The following is a 24773-nucleotide window of genomic DNA, read 5'->3' as shown; positions in this document are numbered from 1 at the left end:
CGCCAGGTGATCCGGAGGTCACACCGAGGGTCACACAGGGCAGGACACACGAAGGCGTGCCCTCCCGGCAGTCCGAGACGGTCATCGAGCGGACCGACGTCGGCACGCTGCCCGGGAGGGCACGCTCGTGCTCACCGCAGACCTGGCCTCACCAGGTGATCTTGAGCTCGGGCATGGTCGCGAACAAGCGGTCGGCCTCGCGGTTGAGCTCGTCGAGCGGCACCGCGAGCCGGATGGAGGGCGCCCGCCCGAACAGCGTCGTGTAGACGGTCCGCAGCTCCATCCGGGCCAGCGGCGCACCGAGGCAGTGCCAGATCCCGTGCGCGAACGCCAGATGCTGGTTCGGGCTGCGCGTGATGTCCACGGCCTCCGGGGCCTCGAAGGCCCGTGCATCGAAGTTGGCCAGCGCGAAGTCCGGCAGCACGAGGTCGCCGGCCCGAATGGTCACCCCTGCGATCTCGATGTCCGCGTTGGCGTAATGGGGCTGCGCCCCGCCCCCGTGACTGGCGGTGCGCAGCATCTCCTCGACCGCCGGCTCGACCAGCGTGCGGTCCTGGAGCAACGCCTCCCGCAGCGCGTCATCGGTGGCCAGCCGGGCCACGCCGAACCCGATGTGCGTGGCAACGCTCTCGCCGCCGGCGAACAGCAGCATCGCGACCATCGTCGCCACCCGCTCATCGGTCTGTCCCGCGGCGACCAGTCCGGAGATCATGTCGTCGCGCGGTTCGACCCGCCGTTGCGCCGCGATCCCGGCCAGATACGTGTCGAGGGTGGCGTCACCGTCGCCCGCACCGAGGCCGGCCATACGGTGCAGCAGGTCGCCGACCAGTTCCTCGTCGGCCACGGGGATGCCGACGAGCTCGCACAGCACACGCATGGCCAACGGCCGCGCCAGCACCTTCTGCAGTTCCGCCGGGCGTTCACCCGCCAGCATCTTGTCGACCAGTTCCGCCACGGTCGCTTCGACCTTCGGCTGGATCGCCCGCATGGACGCGCGCGAGAAGTACGGCGTGAGCAGCGCCCGGAGTTCGGCATGACGTTCGAACTCGGTCATGATCTGCTCGAACACCGGGCTCGGCGCGTATTTCGGTGCGCTGCTCGGGTCGGGATGCGAGCGGCCCAGCCTCCGGTCGACGAGCAGCCGCTTGACCTCCGGAGCGCCCATGACCAGCCAGGCCTCGTCACCGGTGAAGGTCCGGACCTTCCAGATCGGCCGTTCCGCCTGCATCGCCCGGAGTTCCTCGTTGATGCCGAGCAGTGGCGCGGTCAGGGACGCCATCGAGGGAATGTTGTCTTCGGCCATGGTCATGGCTCGCGTCCTCTCCGCGTGAAGGCCGGTAGCACCGGACAGTCTCACGGCACCGTCGGCCGGAAATCCCTAGACAGCCGGATCCCGGACGACGTGATGACACCCACAAGGGCCCGTGACACTAGTCACGCGGAGTTGCGTTGTGGATGAATATGCAACTAGCCTTCGACGCACGAGGTAAATGGGCGGACGGGTGGGGGAATCAACCTGATTCCGGTCCAATTCACGCGGTGCCGTGCGGTGCGAGGCTGGGTGATGTTAACCAGCACAGAGGTATTCCGTTTCAACAGTGTTACCACACAGGAAACGCCGCAGGGATTCCATCGAAACCGAAGCCCACGTGGTTCAGGACGCCCTGACACGATTCAGGGTGGCGACCAACAGACAGAAGATCGGCGAGCGGCACCGTCAACGTTGACGAGCCTCCAGCGCAATCGCCCGAGAACTTCCGACGAGGGACATCATGCAAGATGCGATAGATCGTCTGACGGAACGCTCCCACACCGATATGCGTCGCTCTGTGTCGCACCAAGGCACACCGTCCCGGTCGGCGGCCATGTTCCATTCCCTGTTCGAGCGCTCCGGAGTCGGGATGGCGGCCCTGGACTCGCGCAGCCGCATCCGGCAGGCCAACGATGCCCTGCTCGCCCTGCTCGACCGCAGCACCTCCGAGGTCCGGGACATCGAGTTCGCCGAGCTTTTACACCCTGACAGCCGGTCCCGGTTACAGGTCGGCTTTGATCAACTCCGCCTCGGCCGCACCGGCCGCTTCACCGAGTACGTCAAGGTCCCGCGCCCGAACCATGCGGTGCGAGGCAATCTGACGGCGTTGAGAATGCGCGCCGACGCCCGCACCAGCAGCCCGCTTCTCGTGCTGCTCCAGACCGACCCGCCGCCCGCCGAATGCCCGCCGGACGGCGCCCGGTCCACTCTGCTGAGCGAGATGGAGGCCAAGATCCTGGAGAGGGTCGCCGCCGGTGCCTCCACCGTCCAGTTGGCCGGCCAGCTGCACCTGAGCTGCAAAGGCATCGAGTACCACATCAGCGCCATGCTTCGGAAGCTGGGCGTTCCCAACCGGCCGGCGCTGGTCTCCCGCGCCTACACGACAGGCATCCTCAGCAGCGGCACCTGGCCGCCCCGGGTCCAGCAAGAGCACGTCAAATGCCGTTGACATGACCGGACGCCGGGATACGCAGTCCGGATGACCCGGATACAACAGGAACGGAACCGCCCGGAAGACCATTCCGGGCGGTTCCGTTCCTTGTCGGCCTTTCAGTTCTGCACGTACGTCGACTGCACGGTGGGTGGCCAGCTCTCCGCATTCAACACGCCCATGGAGTAGGCCTTGGAGGCCAGCTCGGTTCGGTTGATGGCTTTGAATCTGCGCAGCAGAGCCGTTACCCGGTACTCCACCCCGCCTCGGCTCATGTGCAGAACGGCCGCCAGCTTGCCCGTGGACATCCCGGCGGCGACACCCTCCAGAATGCTGGCATCCATCGGGGTGAGCAGCACTCCGCGCTGAACGATCGCCTGCGCCTTGCCGACCCGGGAAGTCCGGCCAACCACCACCAGAACGGCATCGACTTCACCGCCCGGCCCGACCACCGAAACGGCGATCAGCTCACCGAACAGCAGCGCGCCGTCCTGTCTGACCGCGATGATCTTTCCACCGACACGGTCACGCTCACCGGCGCCGAGCAGGGCCAGATCACGGCCTATGGATTTCCGTACCGTCGGATGCAGCAACGCCAGGAACGGACGACCGTAACTGTCCTGCGGATTTCGGTCGAACTGTGCGAGGAAATCCATGTTGGCCTCACGCAGACACAGAGCACGATCCAGCGTCGCCATGCACAGCCCGGACTGCTCGAACATCAGCCGGAATATGTCACCGTACTCCGGTCTCTGTTTCGCCGCGATGTACGAGGCACGGGCCGCCGTCGTGCCCAACGAGTCATCGATCACGGTATCGCCACTCCCCTCGAAGGTATCGGCGCCGGCCGATGGCACTCATGATCCGGTGCGGTCAACTGAGAGATCACTTCGCGCAGCACATCGACGCTGCCGGGTGCGGATGGGGAGTCGGGGAAGGGGGAGCCGGTGGGACCGACCGCGTGGGGCAGGCGGACCGGCCGGGCACGGGCGTCGGGGCGCGGGGGAAGCCCGCGGGTCCACAGGCCGTTGTCACTGAGGGGGGAGTTCACGCGATGTCTTCTTCTCGGTTCTGGTTCGTCCGCCCACCGTGGCGGGGCGTTCGTCGGATGAAGAGGGAGGCGGGGCACGGAGTGGCCCCGCCCGCCGCTCGTCAGGAGCCCGTGACGTCCTCCTTGATAATGCGCTCGACGTTCCGCTCCGCCAGTGCCGTGATGGTCACGAACGGGTTGACGCCGATGCTGCCGGGGATGAGTGAGCCGTCGGTCACGTAGAGGTTCTTGTATCCGGTGACGCGGCCGTAGTTGTCCGTGGCCTTGCCGAGGACGCAGCCGCCGAGCGGGTGGTAGCAGAAGTCGTCGGCGAAGGCCTTGATCTGCGGGCCGAAGAGGTCGTACCGGTAGATGGTGCTGTTCGCCTTGTTGATGCGGTCGAACAGCGACTTCGCGGCCGCGACCGCGGGCGCGTTCTGCTCACGGGTCCAGCGCAGGTCGGCCCGGTCCTTGGCGGCGTCGTAGACGAAGGTGCCGCGCTCCGGGTTCTTGGCGATGGCCAGGTAGAGGCTGACCCAGGTCTCGAGGCCGGCCGGCATGGGGGCGATCTCGGCGAAGACGGGGCTGTCCGGGTTGTCCCAGTCGTCGATGCCGAGGGCGGGGATCGACGACTGGTTGCTGCCCGTGGGGTTCCACATGTGGTTGGCGCGGGCGGTCATGATGTTGCCGTTGGGGCCCCAGCCACCACCGATCTCCGGGCTGAGGTCCGCGAGCGTGCCGGTCTCCCGGGCGCGCAGCAGCAGTTCGGTCGAGCCGAGGCTGCCGGCGCCGAGGAAGAGGTGGCGGCAGGAGATCTCCTTGGTCGCGAGCAGCCCGCCCTGGGCGTCCTTCTGCTCGACGGTCAGCAGGTACGTGCCGTCGTTCCGCTGACGGATCGTCTTGACCTGGTGCAGGGTCTCGATGGCGACCTTGCCGGTGCCGAGGGCGTCCGCCAGGTAGCTCTTGTCGAGTGAGACCTTGCCGTGGTTGTTGCCGTAGATGACCTCGGCGGCCAGCGCGGACTTGGGCACCGAGCCGTCCGCCTCACGGCGCATGTAGTCCCAGTCGTAGACGTTGGGCACGAAGGTGGTGCTCAGACCCGCGTTCCTGGCCTGCTCGCGCCCGACGCGCGCGTACTGGTACCACTCGGTCTGCTCGAACCATGCCTCGTCGACGTTCTTCACCCGGAGGCCGGAGTCCGCGCGCGGGAAGTACGTGCTGTACATCTCGTCGGCGTCGACCTGGGGCAGCACCTCCTCGAAGTACGAGCGCCGGGGCGTGACCGCCATGCCGCCGTTGACGAGCGAACCGCCGCCGACACCGCGTCCCACGTATACGGACATCTGGTCGAAGTTGACGCGGTCCAGCACACCCGCGTAGGGCTCGATGTCCCGGTTGGCGAGGTCGAGCCAGAGGAAGGAGCCGAGCGGGGCCTCGGTGCGGGTCTTGAACCAGCTGGAACGCTTGTCGGGCGCGAGCGTCCCGCAGAATATGTTGCCGTCAGGACCGGGCTGGTTCCACAGCTGGCCCATCTCCAGCATCAGGGTGGAGATGCCCGCCTCGCCGAGCCGCAGGGCGGAGACGGCCGCGCCGTATCCGGTGCCGACCACGACAGCGGGGACGAGCGTGCCGTCGGAGACACCGGTCCTGGTGGCAGCGGCCGCCCGGGGGGCCGCGGTAATCGTGGTCTGCCCTGCGAGTGCGGCGGCGCCCAAGGCGGCGAGGCCGAGCATGCGACGGCGCGACAGAGGCTGATGTGCGCTCATGCTGTGTTGTGCTCCTGAGCTTCGAAGGGGAGAAAACAGAAGGAAAGGAAACGGGAGGAAACGGAAGGGAAGGCGAATCGGAGAGCCGGCCGGAGCGGCACGGACCGGGGACTGTGTGGGGTCGGCGCGAAGGCAGTCGCCGACATCCGCATCGGCCACTCGCTCGGTCCGGCACACGTCCTGAGACACCCGTGAGCGCGCTGCGCGCGCCCGCGCGCAAGCCGTACCTCACGCCCTCTTCCGTACACCGGGTGACCGAGCCCCCCATGGCCCGGCCTCCACGAGGTCAGCGTCTCGAGCCGTCCCGCCCGGTGCCTGCGACAGCGGGTGACCTGCGCGGCGCGGCCGGGGAACGGCATCTTCCGCAGCAGGCTGGTCACATGGCACTCGACGCCCTGCCGACTGCAGCAGCCGGCGGCGACACCCTCGGTGTCGCGCGCGTCCATCGCGGAGAGTCTTCTCGCGCTCGGGCAGCACGCGTGTCCCCTCGCCGGGCCCCATGACGATGACGGGCACGACGAATCGCTGGTGCCTGCCTTCCGGTGATGCGGGGAATCGACGCGCCGACGGCCGCTGCACGCCCGGGTGCAACACACCGCGGAAAACGGGGCCGCATATGTCCTCGGACGAACCGATGAACTGCCGGAGAAATATCCGGTTTCCCTGCTGGGCGGTCAGTGTAATATCGCGGCTTGCCATGCACAGGCCCGGAGCTGCAAATGCTGCACTCAGCAAGAAAGGGCTCCTTATCGGAAACGTGGGCGCGAGATCGATCCGAAGGCTGGTGAGCGGCCGTCAAGACCGTCAGCAGGGGCGTCATCGGCCCTGGACCAGCAGTATCTCCAGACCGGAACATCGTGCGTCACTTCCCTTGCGGGGTCCTGGACGAGTCGCTGACGTCCCCTTGCCGTCGCCCGCCGGCGTTTCACGCGCCCCTTGCCGAAAACCCTGCCGCATGCCTGCCGTTCGCTTGCCGATCGGGAATCGTCTGCTCGGAAGGCACTTCTGCCGTGCCATGGGGGGTGTTCGATCCGGCTCCGGCTCCGGATTCGGAAGATGGCTCAATAGTGGTGCTGCATCGGAGTCGGTCAAAGGCTCCGTTGAGGCAGTCGGCGCAGTCGCCGGCGGTCTCGCACTTCGCGCCGTGCGGGCAGGTAAATACCGCCTGGCGGTGATTTCGGGGCCGCCAGGCGCGTAAGAGCCTGTGTCATATCCCCACCCGGGCCGTCGTCTCGCACGGCGCCCGCACCCGGACCGCGGCCCCCGTGCCTCCGCTCCTCGACCGACGAGCCCCCGGCGTACCGTCGCGGTATCGGCTGGTTAGTGCCCATGCACGCGTAACGACCACCTGTTACGAACGCTGGGAACACCATTACGGTGTCCTCATGATCAGTTCCACGCTGCCCCCGCCCCTCCGCGACGCAGTCGGACCTCCCCTCCTCTCCGGAGGGGCGAAGCGCACTGGAGAGCCCGCCCCTTGCCGACCGGGCAACCGGACGTCCTCGCGCGTGGATCGACGGTGAGACCACCGACCGGGACCGGGTCCGAAACCGGGATTGGGACCGCGACCGCGACCGAATGGACACCCGTCACCCTGGACAGGATCTTCCACGCCGGTTCGACCCGCGACACGGCCTGACGCCACAGCACCTCACCGCCCTCGACCGCTGGGTGCAGCTCCGACCAAAGCTGATCACCGCCCGGCAGAACCCGGCTCTTCCCGGCGGAAGAGCCGGGCCCACCCCCGAAAGGACCGATGGGAACCGTCATGCCCGTACCTCCGACCGCGAACGGGTCACCCATGACCATTGGCCAGACCAAGCTCTTCCTGAGCGTTCTGGGGCCCATGTCGGCGCAACTCAACGGGCACGACCTCCCGCTCGGTCCGCCACGCCGGCGGACGCTGCTTGCCCTGCTGCTCATCCGTCTCGGCCGTGTGGTGCCCACCGAACTGCTCGTCGAGGAGCTGTGGGGTGACGAGGTACCCCGGCACGCCGTCGCCACCCTTCAGAGCCATGTCTCCCATCTGCGCCGGGCCCTGCACACGGCGGCGGGGCCGGGTCATCTCTCGTTGCTGCGTCACAGGACGCCCGGTTACGTCCTCGATCTCGATCCCGAGCACGTCGACGCCTGCCGCTTCGAGCGTCTGGTCACCGACGGACGGCGGCTGCTGGAGCAGAGCGATCCGCGTACCGCGCAAGCCCGGCTCACCGAGGCCCTCGGGCTGTGGCGCGGCTCGCCGTACGCGGAGTTCGACAGCAATCCGCGGCTCAGCGACGAGTGCGCCCGACTCGAACAGATCCGGCTCACCACCGTGGAATCCCGCGCGGAGGCGCGGCTGGTCCTCGGCGCGGCCGAGGAGGTCGCCGCCGATCTGGACGGGGAAGCACGCCGTCATCCCACACGGGAGCGACTGGTCGGCCACCTCATGACAGCACTGTCCCGACTCGGCCGGCAGGCCGAGGCGCTGGAGGTGTACGAGCGGACGCGCAGCCATCTGGCCGAGGAGTTCGGTGTGGACACCGCGGCCGAACTGCGCCAGGTCAGAGACATGATCCTGCGCCAGGAGCCGGGAGCGAGCACCCCTTCCGCACCACTTGCGTCGCTCGGCTCATCACCTGTGCCACCCGTGACGAACGAGACCACTGACGGCACGCCATCGGACTCCGCAGGCTCTGACGGCTCCGACGGCTCCGACGGCTCCAGGGACGGCGGAACGGCCGTCACGGCTCGCAGGCACGGCACGGCGGCGGCGCCCGGCGGCGCCCACGCGACAGCCGGCTCGGTGGCGACCGTCGGCCGCGACGGAACCACGGGGACCGGCGCGCGCCCGCACGCGCGAGCCGATGTGCCGCCGGATGCGCGGGTTGACAACGTTGGCACGCAGGACGGGGCAGCCCGGTGGCGGGCATTACCCCGGCCGGCGAACGAGCCGGCGACCGCCCCGAGAGCCGACAGATCCCCGGAGGCCGAGCCGGGGTGGACGGCTGCCCCTTCGCCGTTCACCGGCCGCGGCCAGGAACTCGACCGGCTGACGACCGCCGCCGCGGGCGCGGCCGTGGGCCACGGCCATGTGGCCGGCGTCCTCGGCCCCCCGGGAGTCGGGAAGACCCGCCTGCTGCTCGAACTCGCCGCACGTCTGGAGAGCATGGCGGCACAGGAAGAGGGCGCCGGACCGGAGGTCGTCTGGAGCCACTGCTTCCCCGGTGAGGGCGTTCCCCCCTACTGGCTGTGGACCCAGGTCCTGCGGCGGCTGTCCGCCACCCGGCCGGATGCCTTCCGCGAGGTGACGCGGCCGTACGACGCCCTAATCGGCCCGCTCCTGCCCGAACGGTCGGCGGCCCGGACCGGCGGCCCGAGCTTGTCCTCCTACGGGTCCCAGGCCCGCTTCCTCGCCCATGACGCGGTCTGCGAGGTGCTGCTCGACCTGGCCGGGCAACGTCCCCTCGTGCTGCTCCTCGAGGACCTGCAATGGGCGGACACCGCCTCCCTCGACCTGCTCAGGCTCTTACGCACCCGATGCCAGGGCCATCCGCTCGGCATCGTCCTCACGGTCCGGGAGTGCGAGGCCGAATCGGACGCGACGCTACGCCGGATTGTCTCCGACGTGTTACGCGGCCCCAGGACCGAGACGCTGCGGCTGTGCGGGCTCTCCCCGGACGCCGTCGCCGCTCTCGTCGAGGCACATGCGGGGCCCGGTGTGAACCCGAAGGTCGTCGAGGTGCTGCACCGGCGCAGCGCGGGCAACCCGTACTTCGTGATGCAGTTGCTCTCCCTCGTGGGCGACGCGCGCAACCTCCGTCGCCCGGACGCGGCCGACGCGCTCCTGGCCCACATTCCCACCGGCATTCGCGAGGCACTGCACCAGCAGTTCGCCGCGCTGCCCGAGCCGGTGCTGCGGTTGCTGCGGCTGTGCGCCGTCATCGGCGCCGAGGTGGACACCGACCTGCTGTACCGGACCGCCACGCCCGACGAACCGGTCGTCGCCGGTCTCGAATCGGCCCTCCGTGCCGGTCTGCTCGAGGAGGATTCGCATGATCCGGGGCGGCTGCACTTCGCCCACGCCCTGGTCCGGGAGACGCTGGTCGACGAACTGCCCCGTGCGGACCGCCACCGCCTGCACGCCAGAATCGCCGACGCCCTGCGCGCACGCCGCCGCGGACAGACGGGCGACGAGGAGATCGAGCGGGTGGCGCATCACAGCTGGCACGCCAAGAGCACGCTGCCCGCCGCCCAGGTGCTGTCCCGGCTGCTGCTCGCCGCGGAGCACGCCGAGCAGTCCGTGGCGTACGAGCAGGTGGAGATGTGGCTGCGCCGGGCGCAGCACCTGATCGCCTTCTGCCGCCGGACGATCCCGCCACGGTGCGGCTGGAGCAGAAGCTGCACATCCACCTCGGCCAGGTGCTCGCCATCACGCGCGGCTACGGCCACCACGAGGCCGAGACGGCCCTGACGCGCGGTCGCGCCCTGCGCACGGCTGCTCAGGCCCCCGAGGACCCGTCGGTGCTCTGGGCGCTGTGCGCGGCGCACCTGGTCACCAGCCGCTATGACGCCTCGCGGCAGTTTTCCGGCCTGCTGCGGGACATCTCACGCCGGACCCGGGAGCCCGTGGCGTCGCTCGGTGCGGCGTACGGCGAGGGCATCGTGCTGCATGTGCGCGGCATGCTGCCGCAGGCGCTCGCCGAACTGGAGCGCGCCGTCGGCATGGCGGACCGCCTGGCCGACGCGGGGCATGAGCTGGCCCGCACCTTCCAGCACAACCCGCGGGTCTCCTGCTGCTCCTACGACACCTTCACCCACTGGCTTCTCGGGAACCGGCAGACCGCCGGTGCGCGCCGACGTGAGCTCCTGAGCATCACCGAGTACGGGAGCAGGCCGTCCGACCGCTCCTTCGCACTGTACGTGGACGGGGTCGTGGCGGCCTGGGAGGGCGACACCCGCACCGCGCTCGCCTCGGGCGACGAGGGCGTCCGCGTCGCGGGCGAACACGGACTGCTTCACTGGAAGGCGATGCTGGGTGTCGTCAGGGGATGGGGCCTGCCGCGCGCGGGAGACCCCGACGAGGGCCTCGCCCTCACACACACCTCGCTGGCCGAACTGGGCCGGTCCGGCACGTACTTGCGCCACCCCCTCCACCTGGGCCTGCTGGGCCAGGCCCAGGTGCACAGCGGGCGGGCCGAGGACGCGAGGAGCACCTTCCGGACGATGCTGGCCGTTGTCGGACAACGCCGTGAGCGTGTGTACCTCCACCCGGCACTGCCCGCGACCCCGCTGCTCCACGAACTGCTAGGCCAGGGTGCCGACCACTGGCTCGACCCCACTGGTTCCCCGTCCCCGTGAGACACCACCACGGTCGCGGACCCGGGCGACGGGCAGCTCGATCGGGCCACCGGGCGTCGTGACCGGCCTTGCCACGAGGGTGCCGCGGCGCTCGTGGGGCGCCGCGGCACTGTTCCGAACTCGGGTCAGCCGGCGTTGGTGAAGGTCAGCTCCAGCGTCGCGTAGTCCTTGCCGCCGTTCTCGCACGGCGCCGTGTCCTGCCGGAGGTGCTCGGCGGTGTGGGAGTCGGTGGTCTTCAGAAGATCGGCCGGAGTTCCCTCGAACAGGATTCGTCCGCCGCCGCTGCCCCCTTCGGGGCCGAGGTCGATGATCCAGTCGGCGCTCTTGACGACGTCGAGGTTGTGCTCGATGACGATGACGGTGTTGCCCTGGTCGACGAGGCGCTCGATGATGCCGAGGAGTCGGTGGACGTCCGACATGTGCAGACCCGTGGTGGGTTCGTCCATGACGTAGACGCTTCCGACGCGGTGCAGGTCGGCCGCGAGCTTGAGGCGCTGGCACTCGCCGCCGGACAGGGTGCTGAGCGGCTGGCCGAGGCGAAGGTAGTCCAGCCCCACCTCGTTCAGGGCGTGCAGGACGGGGCGGAGCTTGGGCTCCGTGAAGAAGTCCGCCGCCTCGGCCGTCGTCATCTCCAGGACGTCGCTGATGGACCTGCCCCGCAGGCGGTGGCCCAGGACGTCCTCGGAGTAGCGGCGGCCTCGACAGACCTCGCACACCGATTTCAGCGTGTCCATGAACGCCAGGTCGGTGTAGAGGACGCCGAGCCCCTGGCAGTTGGGGCAGGCGCCCTTGGAGTTGGCGCTGAACAGGGAGGGGCTGACCTTGTTGGCGTTGGCGAACAGTTTGCGGATCGGGTCCATCAGGCCGGTGTAGGTGGCGGTGTTGGAGCGCCGGCTGGTGGTCACCGCCGACTGGTCGACGACGATCGCATCGGGGTAACGGCTGAGGAACTCGTCGTTGACCAGCGTGCTCTTGCCCGATCCGGCCACGCCGGTGACGACCGTCAGGACGCCGGTGGGGAAGCCGACCGTCACGTTCTTGAGGTTGTGGCCCGTCGCGTCGGTGACGGTGAGCGTCCCGGTGGCGCGCCGGGGTTGTGTGTTGAGAGGCAGTCGGTGCTGGAGGTGGCGCCCGGTGAGGGTGTCGGCACCGGTGAGTGCGTCGAAGCTGCCTTCGAAGACCACCTCGCCGCCGAGCGTCCCGGCCTTCGGGCCCATGTCGACCACATGGTCCGCGATGGCCATGACGTCGGGGTCGTGCTCGACCACGAGCACCGTGTTGCCCTTGTCCCGCAACGCGATGAGGAGTTCCTTGAGCCGGTGCACGTCCCGGGGGTGCAGGCCGATGCTCGGCTCGTCGAACACATACAGCATCTCCGTGAGACTGCTGGACAGATGCCGGACCATCTTGATCCGCTGGGACTCGCCGCCCGAGAGGGTGCGGGTCTCCCGGTCAAGGCTCAGATAGCCGAGACCGATGTCGACCAGGTGGTGCAGACGGGTGGTCAGATCGTCCAGCACCGGTTTCGACCGTGGCAGGTCCAGCTCCGCCAGGACGTGTACGAGGTGCTGGGCCTCCATCGCGGTGAGGTCCGCGATGTGGTGGCCGCCGATCCGGGCGGCCAGCGCGGCGGGCGCGAGGCGGGTGCCGTCGCAGTCGGGGCAGGAGGCGGTGCGGGCGAACCGCTGGAACACCCGGCGGCCGCGCTCGGACATGTCCTCCTTCTTGACGTAGAGCCGGGTGAACTTGTCGACGAGGCCCTCGTAGCGGACGTTGAGGGTGTTGCCCTGCCAGACGAGGCGGAGCTTGTCCGGCAGTTCGCCGTGCAGCAGCAGCCGCCATTCCCGCTCGGTGAAGTCGGCCAGCGGCTTGTCGTTGTCGAACAGGCCGGACTCCACATAGCTCAGCCAGTACCAGCTGTCGGTGGAGAAGTCCGGGTGCAGCAGCGCACCCTGGTTCAGGGATCTGGTGCGGTCGAGGAACGCGTCGAGGTCGAGGCGGACGGTCGTGCCGAGGCCCTCGCAGGTCGGGCACATGCCCTGGGGGTCGTTGAAGGAGAACGCGCTCGGTCGCAGGCCCCCGGGATCGCCGGCCCGGGAGAACAGCAGACGCAGCAGCGGGTTGATGTCGGTGACCGTGCCGACGGTGGAGCGAGGGTTGCCGCCCAGGCGCTTCTGGTCGATGACGACGGCCGCGGAGATGTTCTCGACGGCGTCCATGTCCGGCCGCCCGTGGTCGGGCAGGAAGGTGCGGACGAACGCGCTGAAGGTCTCGTTGAGCTGCCGCTGGGCCTCGGCCGCGAGGGTGTCGAACACCAGGGACGACTTGCCCGAGCCGGAGACACCGGTGAAGACGGTCAGTTGCTGTCTCGGGATCTGCAGCGAGACGTTCTTGAGGTTGTTCTCCCTGGCACCGGTCACCTTGATGGCGTCGGTCCTCACGTGTTGCTCCTTGCTGGTGCGGGTGGGCTCCCCCTCCGGGGGATGTAAGGGGGAGCCCGGTCTCGGGTGGGCCTGCGGGCGGTGCCGTCAGGCGTTCTCCTTGCGGAAGGTCCGCGTGCCCCACATCAGGGCGAGGACGGCCATGACCAGCAGCACGAGTGAGCCGGTCAGCAGCCCCGTGGCGCTCATGTCTCCCCGGAACGCCGCGCGTTCGGCGTCCACCACATGGGTCAGCGGGTTGATGCGGGCCAGGTTGTACAGCCAGCCGGGGGCCAGTTGCTCGGAGACCGGCAGCAGCACCCCGGACAGCAGCAGAAGCGGCAGGAGCACGGCGTTCATCAGCGCCGGGAACGCGGCCTCGCTCTTGAGGACCATCGCCAGTGCGTACGATGCCGAGGACAGAGCGATGGCCAGGACCGCGGCGATCGCCAGGCTGAGCAGCAGCCCGGTCAGTGAGGCGTCGAGGTCGAAGACGAGCAGCGTCACCAGCACGATCAGTACGGACTGCGCGGTGGCCTGCACGGCCTGGGCCAGGACCTTGCCGAACAGCAGTGCGGCCCTGCTCGCGGGCGTGCCGCGGAAGCGGTCGACGACGCCGACCCGGTACTCGGTGAGCAGTGCCACCCCGGCGAAGGAGCCGCTGAACAGTGCCGTCTGGACGATGAGTGCCGGGGTGAGGACCTCCCAGGCGCCGCCGGGCGGGAAACCGGGGGTGTGGTCGACCACGGACACCATGAGAGGGCCGAAGAGGAACAGGTACAGGAGCGGCTGCATGATCCCGATGAGCAGCCAGGTCGGGCTGCGCAGCGCGAGCTTCATGTCCCGGACGAAGATCAGACGGGTGTCACGCAGCATGGGCGGCCTCCGTTGTCCGGGGCGCGGGGTCGCCGTCCCGCAGGGAGCGTCCGGTCAGGCTGAGGAACACGTCGTCGAGGGTGGGCCGGTTGACCTTGACCGAGGCCATGGTGATCCCCCGGCCGTCGAGGGTGCGCAGTAGTTCCGGCAGGGCGGCGTCGCCGCGGGGCACCCGGAAGCGCACCGTGTCGCCGTCGACGCTCACCTCGGTGGCGCCGGTCAGCCGCCCGGCGACGTCGGCCGCCTCCGCGACCTGGTCGGTCACCTCGATGGTGATCGCGTCGCCGGCTACCCGGGCCTTTAGTGCGTCGGGGGTCCCCTCGGCGACGATCGTGCCGTGATCGGTGACGAGGATCCGGTCGCACAGCGCGTCCGCCTCGTCGAGGTAGTGCGTGGTGAGGAAGACGGTCGTGGCCTGCTCGGAGCGCAGGCGGCGGACGTGGTCCCAGAGGTTGGCCCGGCTCTGCGGATCGAGCCCGGTGGTGGGCTCGTCGAGGAAGACGAGCGTCGGTTCGTGAACCAGCCCGAGAGCGATGTCGAGCCGGCGGCGCTGACCGCCGGAGAGCGTCTTGACGGGGCGCTGGTCCAGGCCGGCGAGGTCGAGCCGCTCAGCGAGCAGGGCCCCACGCCGTCTGGCCTCGGACCGGGACAGGCCGTAGAGCCGGGCCTGGAGTTCGATCTCCTCGGCGACCCTGGACTCGGGCCAGGTGGCGCCGCCCTGGTGGACGCAGCCGATCCTGCGCCGGACGCCCTGGGGATCCGTCAGCAGGTCGCAGCCGGCCACGGTTCCGGTTCCTCCGGTGGGGCGCAGCAGGGTCGTGAGCATCCGTAAGGTCGTGGTCTTGCCCGCTCCGTTGGGGCCGAGGAACCCGACCACCTCCCCCGGCGCCACGTCGAAGTCGATGCCCTTGACCGCTTCGACACTTTGGCCGCGCACGGTGAACCGGCGGGCGAGCCCTCGTACTGTGATCATGAAATCCTTCTCTCGGCCCGGCAGTCGTGCGGCCGACTCGCGGCGCCCTGCCGGGATGCCGGCTGTGGCGCGCGGCTCGTCAGGACTGGCCATCGGCCACCGCCTGGTACTCGGCGAGGCGCTCCTGCGCCTCGGCCATGTCGTCGGCGGTCGGGGCGTCGTCCTGGGTGAGCTTGACGCGCCAGTAGCCGCTGAACTCGATCGCGCGCTTGTCGAGCCCCCGGTCGTTGACCAGGTGGCGCCGCAGGGTCCGGACGACGCCTGCCTCGCCGGCCAGCCAGGCGAAAGGACGCCCGGGCGGGAACTCGGCGCCACGGACGGCGCCGATCAGGGCTTCGCTGCAGCCGGCCTGGGTCCCGTCGCGGTGCAGCCAGTGCAGGGTGGCGTCGCCCGCCGTCCGGAAGGTCTGCTGCTCGGCTCGGTCGGCGACCTCGATGTAGACCTGGGCGCGGGTCCGCTCGGGCAGGGCCTCCAGCAGGGTGCCGATGGCGGGCAGTGCCGTCTCGTCGCCGGCGAGCAGCAGCCAGTCTGCGGAGGCGATCGAGTCCGTCAGAGAGACCGGTCCGGCGTAGAGCGCGGAGGGGCCGACCATGCCGAGCCGGTCGCCGGGGCGGGCGGAGCCGGCCCAGGCGCCGGCCGGGCCGCTGTCGCCGTGCAGGACGAAGTCGACCTCGACGGTGTTCGTCCCGGGCACGCGCCGGCGGAGGGTGAAGCTGCGCATCCAGGGCCGCTCGTCCTCCGGAATGGCCAGAAATGCCTGGTACCAGCCCGTCGCGTCGTCGCTCTGCTCCGGAAGGACGGGCCGCTCCTGGCCGGGCCGGGGGAAGCAGAGCTTGAGCTGCTGGTCCGGGGTCAGGCCGACGGAGTCGTCCAGGTGGTCGGCCTCGAACGTCACGCGGGCCATCCGCGGTGTGATGCGTGTGATGTCGGTGACCTGGATGAACGCGACGGGGAGCTCTGCCATTCAAGACCTTCCACGAACGTACGGGCATACCGGGGCGGACGAACGCCCAGTGGTATCCTTACAGCGTAAAGAGATGCGCCGGTGAGGTTACTTTATGCTGTAAGGAGTTGCAAGGTGATTGTTTTCGCCGGACAGGGCGATGCCCGCCGATCCATGTCCCTGCTCTGGCGATCGGCTGAATCGGCTGGGCCTGGCGCCAAACCCGGCCCCAAGCCCGGACTCGATGTGGACACGATCGTGGGCGCCGGTGTCGCGGTGGCGGACGAACAGGGAATGGCGGCCCTGTCCATGCGGGCGGTCGGAACCCGGCTCGGGCGGACCGCCATGGCGCTCTACACGTACGTGCCGAGCAAGAGCGAACTGGTCGACCTCATGCACGACCGGGTGCTGGCCGAACTGCCCACGGAGTACGACACGAGCGCGGGATGGCGCCCGGCGATCACCGCCTGGGCCGACGACGCCTGGGCGTTCTATCAGCGCCACCCCTGGGTGCTCCAGGTCTCGCAGGCCCGTCCCGTACTCGGGCCGAACGAGTACGCGCGACTGGAGACGGTGGTGCGGATCCTGGGCGGAATCGGCCTGGGCCCCCTGCACGTCAGACGGGTCATCGCGGCGTTGTTCCAGTTCGTGCGGGGTATGGCCCTGGTGGCGACGGAACACCGGCAGGCGGCGCCGGAGACCGGGGTGCCCGATGAGGAGTGGTGGGCGCAGCGGTCCGTGCTGGTGGCGGAGTTCGCGCCGGACTTCAGCGAACGCTTCCCCGCCCTCGCGGCCCTGGAGTCGACCGCGAGCCTCGCCGCCATGGCCGAGGCGGAGGCGGGTCGCGCCGCGTCACACATGGAGCGGGAGGCGAGGGAGGCGTTCCGGGTGGGCCTGGACCTGATCCTCGACGGCGTCGAGGCGGCGGCGCGGACGGACTCCGACGGCACGCTCCACGCCTCGGCCGGCACCCCCTGACGGGGTCGTGCGCGCCCGGTGGGCCCGCACGATCGGGCACGTGCCGCACTCCTGAAGCGATCGAAACCGGAGCTGATTACATCCCGATCGGCCATCCCCGGCCGGAAATACTCATTGACGGTATCTAGGACGGTGACTACCGTTTTTCGAGCTTGCGCCCTTGATGGCTCGAGGGCGCGAGGAGTGGTGCGAGATGTATCATGCCCCGATTTCAGGAGAAAACCGGTGCAGCACATCGCCAAGTACGACCGGAATGACCGTCGATTGCCAGTCGGCCGCCGAGCGACCGAGGCGGCCCGCCCTCGCAGACCGGGCGAGCAGGAACGAATCTTCACCACCCGGGTCGGCCTCAAGATGCCGACCAACCTCACGTACGACCGATGGGAGAAGGCCGGGCAGCACATCTTCCAGATCGCCGACTCCTCCGCCTGGTGCCTGGGCGACTGGCTCGTGTACGGCCAGGACCGCTACGCCGACCGCTACCAGACCGGAGTGCAGGCCGCGGGACTCGACTACCAGACGCTGCGCAACTACGCGTGGGTGGCACGCCACTTCGAGCTCTGGCGTCGGCGCGAGACGCTGAGCTTCGGCCATCACGCCGAGGTCGCCTCCCTACCGCCGGCGGAGGCCGACACCTGGCTCGACCAGGCGGAGCAGCACGGCTGGTCACGGAACCAGCTCCGACTGCTGCTGCGGGAGAGCCGCAGAGGAAACCGACCGGCCGGACCCGCACGGGCCAGCCAGCTCCGGATCAGCGCCCCCTGTGACCGTGTCCAGCGCTGGCGGGAGGCCGCATCGAGGGGCGACCGGGACTTCGAGGAGTGGGTCCTGCTGACGCTCGACCGTGCCACCGCGCACGAGCTCGGTCACTGACGCCCCCGCCCGACCACCGGAGACGCCCCCCAATGGAGATCCACATCGACCACCGCAGCTGTACAGGGTCCGGGCAGCGCACCCTGACGGCACCCACGGTGTCCACCCGGGACGACGACGGGTACACCGCGCTCGTACCCTACGGGGCACGGACGGCAACCCCGCGGCAGGTCACCCAGGCCGCGTTGTCCTGCCTCGTTCAGGCCATCGCCGTGGGGAACGACCCGCCTGGCGCCTGACGGCACGACTCCCGCCACCCCCCAGGGCTGAGGGCTCCACGGTCACCGTGGAGCCCTCAGTGCTGCGGTCGGAGCACGTGCTGGAGTCACAGGCGCAACGCGTATAGCCGCCAACTGCCGGGCAGCCGGGCACGGTCGTGCTCCGGATCGCCGTCAGCGAGCGCGAGGGCGGGGTCGCGGACCCGTAGTCGGGTGACTCACCTCGTCCTCCTGCCGGGCACGCGGGAAGGGGCGTTGCCGGACCGTCGGTCGCGCGGCACGGCGCTGACGTCGTCATAGCGGGTCACGAACCGCTCCGCCGCCGGCCGGCGGGCGTCCTGGCACGTGGAGGGCATGGTCGGCTCCGGTACTCGCTGGGGCGTCACTTGACCGCGCTGATCACGCCGTGCGGCGTCCACCGGCCGCCGGGCAGTCGCTCGGGCTTCACGAACCCGGCCGCGGCGAACCACTCCTCGTACTGGCCCCACCGGTAGATCGTGCTGCTCGCGGCCGGCAGCGTCGCGAAGTACACGTTGTCCAGGGCCGCGTACAGCGGGCCGTCCCCACTGTCGTCGGACATGGCGTTGAACACCAGCACCCGCCCGCCGTCCGGCAGCGCTGCGTAAGCCTTGCGCAACAGCCGTACGTTCTCCTGCGGCGACCAGATCACGAGCTGGTTGGCGAAGAGCACGCAGTCGTGGCCTGTCGGGTAGGCGTCGGCGAAGATGTCCGCGGCTCGCACGGAGATCCGGTCGGACAGGCCGTGCTCGGCGATCTTCTCGCGGGCGATCTCCACCGTGCCGGGAAGGTCCAGGACGGTGAACTCCACGCCGGGGTTGGCCTGCGCGAGGGCGATGGCGTTGACGCCGTCGCCGCCGCCCACGTCGAGCACGCTCCGCACTCCGGTGAGGTCGGCCTTCTCGACCAGCACGGGGTTGGACAGCCGGGACCAGGACCGCATGCAGCGGTAGAACAGCTGCTCCAGCTCGGGGTCCGCGGACAGCCGGTGGTAGAGGTCCTCCCCTGTGCCCTTGATCCGTCGCAGGCCGACGTTGGTGTTCTCACGCAGCGACGCGATGAAGTCCACCTCGGCGGGCCGGACGATCCGCTCCTCGTACTCGACCAGATCCTCGATGATCTCCCAGGTGCCCTCCGCGAAGAGACCGTTCAGCACGTCGGCGTTCTCGTAGCCGTCGCCCCGGCGCACCGTCAGTCCGAGGGCGGTGGTGCCGAGCAGCAGAATCTGCACCGGCCGCTCCTCCAGGTCGAGCTCCCGGCCGATCTCCGGCGGGGTCAGCCCCGGTCGCCGGTGCAACAGGGTGAACAGGCCCAGGTCGCTGCCCGCGCGGAGCATCTGGAAGGCCGAGGAGCCGAACAGGATCTGTACCAGTCCGTCGGTGGTGAGCGGGGATGCGTGAGCCATGGTCACTCCGAATCGGCTGAGGTGGAGGAGGTGGTGTGCGGGAGGCGGAGGTCAGGTCACCCGGGCGAGGCCGGCCGGCCGGGAGGTGTGGGTGCCCTCGGCCACGACGTCGCGCATACGGGCCAACGCGTCCCAGACGTCGGTGAACCGGGTGACCAGGGGGGACAGACCGATACGCAGCCGGTCCGGGACCCGGTAGTCGCAGACGACCTTCGCGTCCGCGGCCAGCGCCTGGCAGATCCGCCAGGCGTCGGGGTGGTACAGGGACAGATGCGAACCTCGCCGCTCCGGCGGGCGGGGTGAGGCGGGCCGGAAGTGCAGCGGAGTGAGCCAGGCGTCCGCCAGATCGTCGGCCAGCCGGCCCAGCCTCAGCCCTTTGGCCCGGATCCGCGCCAGGCCGGCCTCCTCGACCAGGGCGAGGGCGGGATCGATCGCCGCCAACGACACCAGCGGCGGGGTGCTCACCAGGAACCGTTCGATGCCCGGCACCGGGTCGTAGTCCGGCCCCATCTCGAACTGCCCGCGCTGCCCGAACCAGCCCCACACCGGCTGCCGAAGCCGGGACTGCAGGTCGCGCCGCACATAGAGGAAGGCGGGTGAACCCGGGCCGCCGTTGAGGTACTTGTACGTGCAGCCGACGGCCAGTTCCGCGCCGGTGCCGCCCAGGTCGACAGGGACGGCTCCGGCGGCGTGCGACACGTCCCACACCACCCGCGCGCCGACCGCGTCGGCCAGGTCGTTCACCTGCGCCATGTCCAGCAGCGCGCCGCTCCGGTAGGACACCAGGGACAGCACCACCAGCGCGACGTCACCGTTCAGTGCCGAGCGCAGCGCGTCCAGGCCGAGGCCGCCGTCGAGGTCGGACGGCAGCCGCACCAGCCGCAGCCCGCGCTGTTCGGCCAGGCCCTGGACGATGTACCGGTTGGTCGGGAAGTCCTCGGCGTCCATCAGGACGGTGCCGCGCCCCGGTGCCGCGTCCAGGGCGGCGGCGGCCAGCTTGTAGAGGTTGACCGACGTGGAGTCGGAGATGACCACTTCCCCGGGTGCGGCGCCCAGTACGTGCTCGGCGAGGCGGTCGCCGAGCCGGGCGCCCCAGTCGATCCAGCCCTGCCACGACCGCACCAGCCCCCCGCCCCAGCCCTCCTCGACCACCTCCCGCAGCACCTCCGGCGTGGCCGCGGGCAGTGGGCCCAGCGAGTTGCCGTCCAGGTAGATCAGCTCCGGATCGGCGATGACGAACCGCTCGCGGAACGCGGCGAGCGGATCGGACGCGTCCAGTTCCTCGGCCACCGTGCGCGGGATCCCGCTCACCATCGGCCTCCTTCTGTCTCGTGCCGTCCATGTCGGCGTGTCCCCGCCGTCCGCGGCGAGGCCATGGGCACCCGGTCAGAGCGTGGAGCGCACCGACCACAGTTCCGGGAAGAAGCGGTGCTCACTGATCCGGGCGAGCCAGGACACGCCCTCGGTGCCGCCGGTCCCGGGCTTGGCGCCCAGCATCCGCTGCACGGTCACCAGGTGGGTGTAGCGCCAGCGTGCGAACTGGTCGGCGGTGTCCATCAGCGCCTCGGCGAGCAGATGCAGGTCGCGATGGCGGACGGGGTCCCGGTAGACCGACCGCCAGGCCTCCTCGACCTCCGCGCCGCCGCGGTACGGCCGGGTGACGTCCCGGCCCGTGGAGTCGTCCGGCGTGAGCAGCCCGCGGCGCGCCAGCAGCGCGAGGGCGGCGTCGTACAGGCTCGGCTCGTGCAGCTGGCCGACCACCGCGTCGTAGCCCGCCGTGTTCCGGTGTGGCGCGGCCATCGCGGGGTTCTTGTTGCCGAGCAGGAACTCCAGGCGCCGGTAGCCTGCCGACTGGAAGCCGGAGGCCGACCCCAGGACGTCCCGGAACTCGGCGAACTCCACCGGGGACAGCACGGAGAACGTCTCCCACGAGACCAGCAGCACCTGCTGCACCCGCGCGGCGCGGCGCAGCGTCCACAACGCGTCGTCGAGCAGGTCGTCCGCCAACTGGTCCCGTGCTGTGCTGAATTCGGTGTGCAGCAGCTTGAACAGCAGCTCCTTGACCTGGCTCATGATGATGAACCCCGGCTCGGTACGGGCCGAGCTGAGCGGATGCTGCAACGCCAGCAGCTCGTCCATCCTCGCGTAGTGGGCGTACGGGGTGGTGTCCGACGGGGATCCCACGGACAACGGGCACGCGGGGCTTCGGGTGGTCTGTTCGGTGGTCATGCGGTCGTTCCCTCCAGTCCCAAGTGCGCCAGGACCGCGTCGCCCAGCCCGGTGCCCGGCACGCCCAGGTCGTAGGGGAGGTCGAAGTGGTCGCGCCGATCGGCGACGACCTCCGTCACCGCTGCCCGGGGGCGCAGCGCCGTCACCATCCGGTCGTGCTGGCGGACGTACTCCTCGGTCTCGTTGCCGCCGCGGGCGACCACCGTCTCGGGCAGCCGCGCCGGCAGTCGAAGGATCGGGCTGTTGCGGCGGGTCGCGGCCTCGTCCAGCCGCAGCGCGTCGTTGACGTAGGACAGGCGGACCGGCTCCAGGTCGTACATGCCGCTGAGCAGCACCGCCCCGGCGATCCGGCCGGACACGTCCGGGCCGACCGACGGATCGGGCAGCAAGGCCATGGCGGTCAGGTGCGCACCGGCCGAGGTGCCGCACAGATGGAGGCGGTCCGGGGCGAACCCGAGCCCCTCCGCGTGGCGCAGCAGCCAGTCCACGGCCCGGCGCACCATGCCCGCCATGGCGTCCAGGCCGACGTCCGGAGCCAGCCCGTACTCGATCACCGCGACCGCCGCGCCGGCGGCCAGCAACGGCGGCACCGGGAAGGCCGATTCGGCGCGGCCGAGTGCCTGCCAGTTCCCGCCGTGCACGAACACCAGCAGCGGCGCCCGCCCGGCTCCCGGTCCTGGAAAGTAGTCGAGTCTCTCCGCCGGGTGCGGGCCGTAGGCGAGAGAGGTCCGCACCGGGTGGGCCCGGCGGGCGGCCTCGCTCAGCCGCTCGTACTCGCGCAGGTAGGCGTCCAGGCTCGCCACGCGGGAACTCGGCGAGTACTGCCGGTCCAGCGTGGCCCGGTCCATGCCCCGGTACACGGCAGCTCCGGCCGGCGGTGCGTCGTGCATGCGATCAGCTCCCCGAAGCGTGTGCGGCACGGGCCCGCTCGTACACCTCGGTCAGCAGTGGGTCGATGCCGTGCGACCCGCTGCGGTAGCGGGCTCCGAAACGGCTCGCGTACTCCTCGAACCACTCCCGCCGGTCGGCCAGGAACAGCACGTCGTGGATCGCCATCGACCGCACCGCCATCATCGGCACCGGGGCGTGGCTCACCTCGAACGCCGGATTGCGTGCGGCCTTCTCCTCGCACTTCTCGTGGAACTGCGCGATCATCAACCCCCGCCGCACACTCTCCGGCTTCAGCGCGGTGTGCGCCGCGTCCAACAGGTGCAGGTGCTCGGCCGGCAGGTCCGGCAGGACGAGCAGCAGCGAGCGCAGATTCGGGTTGCCGGACTTCCACTCGACCTCGCTGAACTCGTCGAGGCCGCAGCGGACGATCTCGTCGATCAGGGTCTGGCTCGGAGTGGGGCCGACCAGTCTGACCCGGATCTCCAGCGCGTCGGCGCGCTGGGCGGGTTCGACGAACGGGCACACCGGGCCGGTGCGTCCGAGTTCGCCGTGCGGTCGACGGATGTACTCGCTCAGCCATTCGTCCACGGTGGCCAGGGCCTTGGCCACATCGACGGAGAGCACGTCGGTCAGCATCAGTGTCAGTCCTCGGGTGTCGGTCCTCGCGGACAGCGGACGGCGGGTTCCTGGTGGGCGGCCCGCGAAGGTCACTCGTCGCCGGTGAGGTCGTGGAGCTTGGCCGAGAGGATGCGGCCGATCTCGGCCAGCGTGTCCGGGCGGGTCAGCATCGACCCGTGGTCGCCGGGCACCACGTGGGCCTCGACGGAGCCGCGCACGTACGGCTGCCAGGCCCCGGCGGTCACCGGCGGGTCCTGCTCCTCCGAGCATGCGATCAGCAGCAGGTCTCCGTCGATCGGGCCGGGCCGGTAGTCGACGGTCAGATGGGTGTTGTTCGCCGAGATCTCGGTGATCGTGGCGAGCCGGTCCTCCTCCAGGTTGGCCAGCACACTGCCCTGGCGGCGCAGGATCTCCCGCGCCTTGGCGAAGGTCATCTCCTCGTCGTCGTGGTGACTGCCGTCGTCGACGAGACCCACGTGGTAGAGCAGCATCACCCGGTCGTCCGGGGCGGGCACGTCGGCGTGGGTGAGCCCCTGCCAGTCGGGGACCACGTCTAGCACCGCGACCAGTGCCACCGGTTCGCCGCGCCGCTGGAACTCCGCGGCCAGCGCGTGCGCGCACAGCCCGCCGAACGACCAGCCGGCCAGGTGGTACGGCCCGTGCGGCTGCACCCTCTGGATCTGGTCGGCGTAGTCCACCGCCATCTCCTCGATGCTGGCGGGCCGGGGTTCCGGCCGGGCCAGACTGCGCGCCTGGATGCCGTACAGCGGATACTGCGGCCCCAGGTGCTTGATGAGCGCGCTGTACGACCAGCTGATGCCCCCGCCCGGATGGACACAGAACAGCGGCGGCCTGCTGCCCCCGGTGCGCAACGGCAGCATCACCTCGTACGAGCCGTCCGCGTCGTCGACGTCGAGCCGGGCCGCGATGCCCGCCGGTGTCGGCGCCTCGAACAGGCTCCGCACGCCGAGCTCGACGCCGAAGGCCGCGCGCAGCCGGGCCATCAGCCGGGTGGCCAGCAGGGAGTGCCCTCCCAGGTCGAAGAAGTCCTCGCTCACACCGACCACCGGCCGACCGAGGACCTCCGCGAACAGCTCGCACACCACCTGCTCCTGCGGGGTGGCCGGCGCCCGTCCGATGTCGGCGCGCTCCGGTTCGAGCACGGGCAGCGCGGCACGGTCGAGCTTGCCGTTGGAGGTGAGCGGCAGCCGGTCGAGCGGAACGACGGCGGTGGGGCGCATGTACTCGGGCAGCCGACGGCGGAGGTGCTCCCGTACGGCCACGAGCAGGGCGCCGGTGCTCCGGGCGGTGGCCGGACTGGTGGTCCAGGAGGAGAGCGGCGTGTCGGGGCCGGCCGCGCCCGTGGTCGCGTAGGAGCCGACGGGTACCCCCTCGCCGAGCAGTTCGCGCTTGACGTACGTGAGGTCGAGGGCGGCCGGGTCGTGCCCGTTCCAGCTGATCGCCGTCCAGTAGCCGTACTTCTCACCCAGGCTGTGCAGGTCCTCCGGCTCGACGCCGTCCGTGTCCCGGACGTCCGGTGCCGTCCCCGACTCGAGCGCGCGCTGTGCGGCGAGGTCTGCCGCGATCCGCGCGTGGGGTACCCCGGTGACGCGCAGCCGGTCGGGCCGTGCGCTGCCCAGATGCTCGGCGAGGGCACCGAGGTCACGGGACCAGGGTCGGGTGGGGGCGTCGTCGAGGGGGTGGGGGGTGATGCCGGTCTTGTAGAGGGTGGC

The 24773-nt window shown here is 70.2% G+C and carries 19 protein-coding genes; 6 read left to right on the top strand and 13 right to left on the bottom strand.

What is annotated here, in order from left to right:
• Nucleotides 1–148 precede the first annotated feature (148 nt).
• The gene (locus IE142_RS29730; RefSeq protein WP_191888604.1) at nt 149–1309 is read right to left on the bottom strand and encodes a cytochrome P450; all 1161 of its coding nucleotides are present in this window, start codon (nt 1307–1309) and stop codon (nt 149–151) included.
• A gap of 556 nt (nt 1310–1865) precedes the next feature.
• Between IE142_RS29730 and IE142_RS29725 the strand changes: the two genes are divergently transcribed.
• Nucleotides 1866–2480, top strand: coding sequence for a LuxR C-terminal-related transcriptional regulator (locus IE142_RS29725; RefSeq protein WP_191888603.1), 615 nt, complete (start codon nt 1866–1868; stop codon nt 2478–2480).
• 101 nt (nt 2481–2581) lie between these two features.
• Here the strand turns inward: IE142_RS29725 and IE142_RS29720 are convergent, their stop codons facing one another.
• Both IE142_RS29720 and IE142_RS29715 read right to left on the bottom strand, forming a co-directional pair.
• Nucleotides 2582–3274, bottom strand: coding sequence for a helix-turn-helix transcriptional regulator (locus IE142_RS29720; protein WP_191888602.1), 693 nt, complete (start codon nt 3272–3274; stop codon nt 2582–2584).
• A gap of 340 nt (nt 3275–3614) precedes the next feature.
• On the bottom strand, nt 3615–5258 hold the full coding sequence (locus IE142_RS29715; RefSeq protein ID WP_191888601.1) for a GMC oxidoreductase: 1644 nt from the start codon (nt 5256–5258) through the stop codon (nt 3615–3617).
• Nucleotides 5259–7059: 1801 nt separating this feature from the next.
• On the opposite strand from IE142_RS29715, the gene IE142_RS29710 reads away from it, so the two are divergent.
• Complete coding sequence (locus IE142_RS29710; protein ID WP_229830976.1) at nt 7060–9711, top strand: ATP-binding protein; 2652 nt, start codon at nt 7060–7062, stop codon at nt 9709–9711.
• Complete coding sequence (locus IE142_RS29705; RefSeq protein ID WP_191888600.1) at nt 9621–10598, top strand: hypothetical protein; 978 nt, start codon at nt 9621–9623, stop codon at nt 10596–10598. The genes IE142_RS29710 and IE142_RS29705 overlap by 91 nt, the downstream gene beginning before the upstream one ends.
• Nucleotides 10599–10723: 125 nt before the next feature.
• Here IE142_RS29705 and IE142_RS29700 read toward each other — a convergent pair whose 3' ends face one another.
• The 4 genes from IE142_RS29700 to IE142_RS29685 all read right to left on the bottom strand — a co-directional run bounded on the left by IE142_RS29700 (nt 10724) and on the right by IE142_RS29685 (nt 15831).
• Nucleotides 10724–13039: an ATP-binding cassette domain-containing protein gene (locus IE142_RS29700; RefSeq protein ID WP_191888599.1), complete on the bottom strand. Its 2316-nt coding sequence runs from the start codon at nt 13037–13039 to the stop codon at nt 10724–10726.
• 87 nt (nt 13040–13126) lie between these two features.
• On the bottom strand, nt 13127–13894 hold the full coding sequence (locus tag IE142_RS29695; RefSeq protein ID WP_043386512.1) for an ABC transporter permease: 768 nt from the start codon (nt 13892–13894) through the stop codon (nt 13127–13129).
• Complete coding sequence (locus IE142_RS29690) at nt 13884–14867, bottom strand: ATP-binding cassette domain-containing protein (protein WP_191888598.1); 984 nt, start codon at nt 14865–14867, stop codon at nt 13884–13886. The genes IE142_RS29695 and IE142_RS29690 overlap by 11 nt, the downstream gene beginning before the upstream one ends.
• A 79-nt stretch (nt 14868–14946) precedes the next feature.
• Nucleotides 14947–15831 (bottom strand): siderophore-interacting protein, encoded by an 885-nt coding sequence (locus tag IE142_RS29685; RefSeq protein WP_191888597.1) that lies wholly within the window; start codon nt 15829–15831, stop codon nt 14947–14949.
• Nucleotides 15832–15945: 114 nt separating this feature from the next.
• Here IE142_RS29685 and IE142_RS29680 point away from each other — a divergent pair, with 114 nt between their 5' ends.
• The 3 genes from IE142_RS29680 to IE142_RS29670 all read left to right on the top strand — a co-directional run bounded on the left by IE142_RS29680 (nt 15946) and on the right by IE142_RS29670 (nt 17900).
• Nucleotides 15946–16788 carry a TetR/AcrR family transcriptional regulator C-terminal domain-containing protein gene (locus tag IE142_RS29680; RefSeq protein ID WP_191888596.1) on the top strand — a complete coding sequence of 281 codons (843 nt, stop codon included), beginning with the start codon at nt 15946–15948 and terminating at the stop codon, nt 16786–16788.
• A 225-nt stretch (nt 16789–17013) separates the two neighbouring features.
• On the top strand, nt 17014–17661 hold the full coding sequence (locus IE142_RS29675) for an LmbU family transcriptional regulator (RefSeq protein WP_191888595.1): 648 nt from the start codon (nt 17014–17016) through the stop codon (nt 17659–17661).
• Nucleotides 17662–17693: 32 nt separating this feature from the next.
• Nucleotides 17694–17900 carry a ferredoxin gene (locus tag IE142_RS29670; protein WP_191888594.1) on the top strand — a complete coding sequence of 69 codons (207 nt, stop codon included), beginning with the start codon at nt 17694–17696 and terminating at the stop codon, nt 17898–17900.
• 361 nt (nt 17901–18261) lie between these two features.
• Here the strand turns inward: IE142_RS29670 and acmL are convergent, their stop codons facing one another.
• The 6 genes from acmL to IE142_RS29640 all read right to left on the bottom strand — a co-directional run.
• Nucleotides 18262–19302, bottom strand: a complete 1041-nt coding sequence (acmL, locus tag IE142_RS29665; RefSeq protein ID WP_191888593.1) for a 3-hydroxy-D-kynurenine methyltransferase AcmL — start codon at nt 19300–19302, stop codon at nt 18262–18264.
• Between the two features lie 51 nt (nt 19303–19353).
• Nucleotides 19354–20616, bottom strand: coding sequence for a kynureninase (locus IE142_RS29660; RefSeq protein ID WP_191888592.1), 1263 nt, complete (start codon nt 20614–20616; stop codon nt 19354–19356).
• Nucleotides 20617–20688: 72 nt separating this feature from the next.
• The gene (locus IE142_RS29655; RefSeq protein ID WP_191888591.1) at nt 20689–21531 is read right to left on the bottom strand and encodes a tryptophan 2,3-dioxygenase; all 843 of its coding nucleotides are present in this window, start codon (nt 21529–21531) and stop codon (nt 20689–20691) included.
• Nucleotides 21528–22421 (bottom strand): alpha/beta hydrolase, encoded by an 894-nt coding sequence (locus IE142_RS29650; RefSeq protein WP_191888590.1) that lies wholly within the window; start codon nt 22419–22421, stop codon nt 21528–21530. The genes IE142_RS29655 and IE142_RS29650 overlap by 4 nt, the downstream gene beginning before the upstream one ends.
• A gap of 4 nt (nt 22422–22425) precedes the next feature.
• Nucleotides 22426–23058: a DUF6875 domain-containing protein gene (locus tag IE142_RS29645; protein WP_191888589.1), complete on the bottom strand. Its 633-nt coding sequence runs from the start codon at nt 23056–23058 to the stop codon at nt 22426–22428.
• 71 nt (nt 23059–23129) lie between these two features.
• The coding region (locus IE142_RS29640; RefSeq protein WP_191888588.1) for an alpha/beta fold hydrolase at nt 23130–24773 on the bottom strand (1644 nt) is incomplete at its 5' end.

The sequence above is a fragment of the Streptomyces mutabilis genome (genome assembly GCF_014649815.1).
Classification (GTDB): domain Bacteria; phylum Actinomycetota; class Actinomycetes; order Streptomycetales; family Streptomycetaceae; genus Streptomyces; species Streptomyces mutabilis.
This window is presented reverse-complemented; position numbering and strand designations above follow the sequence as displayed.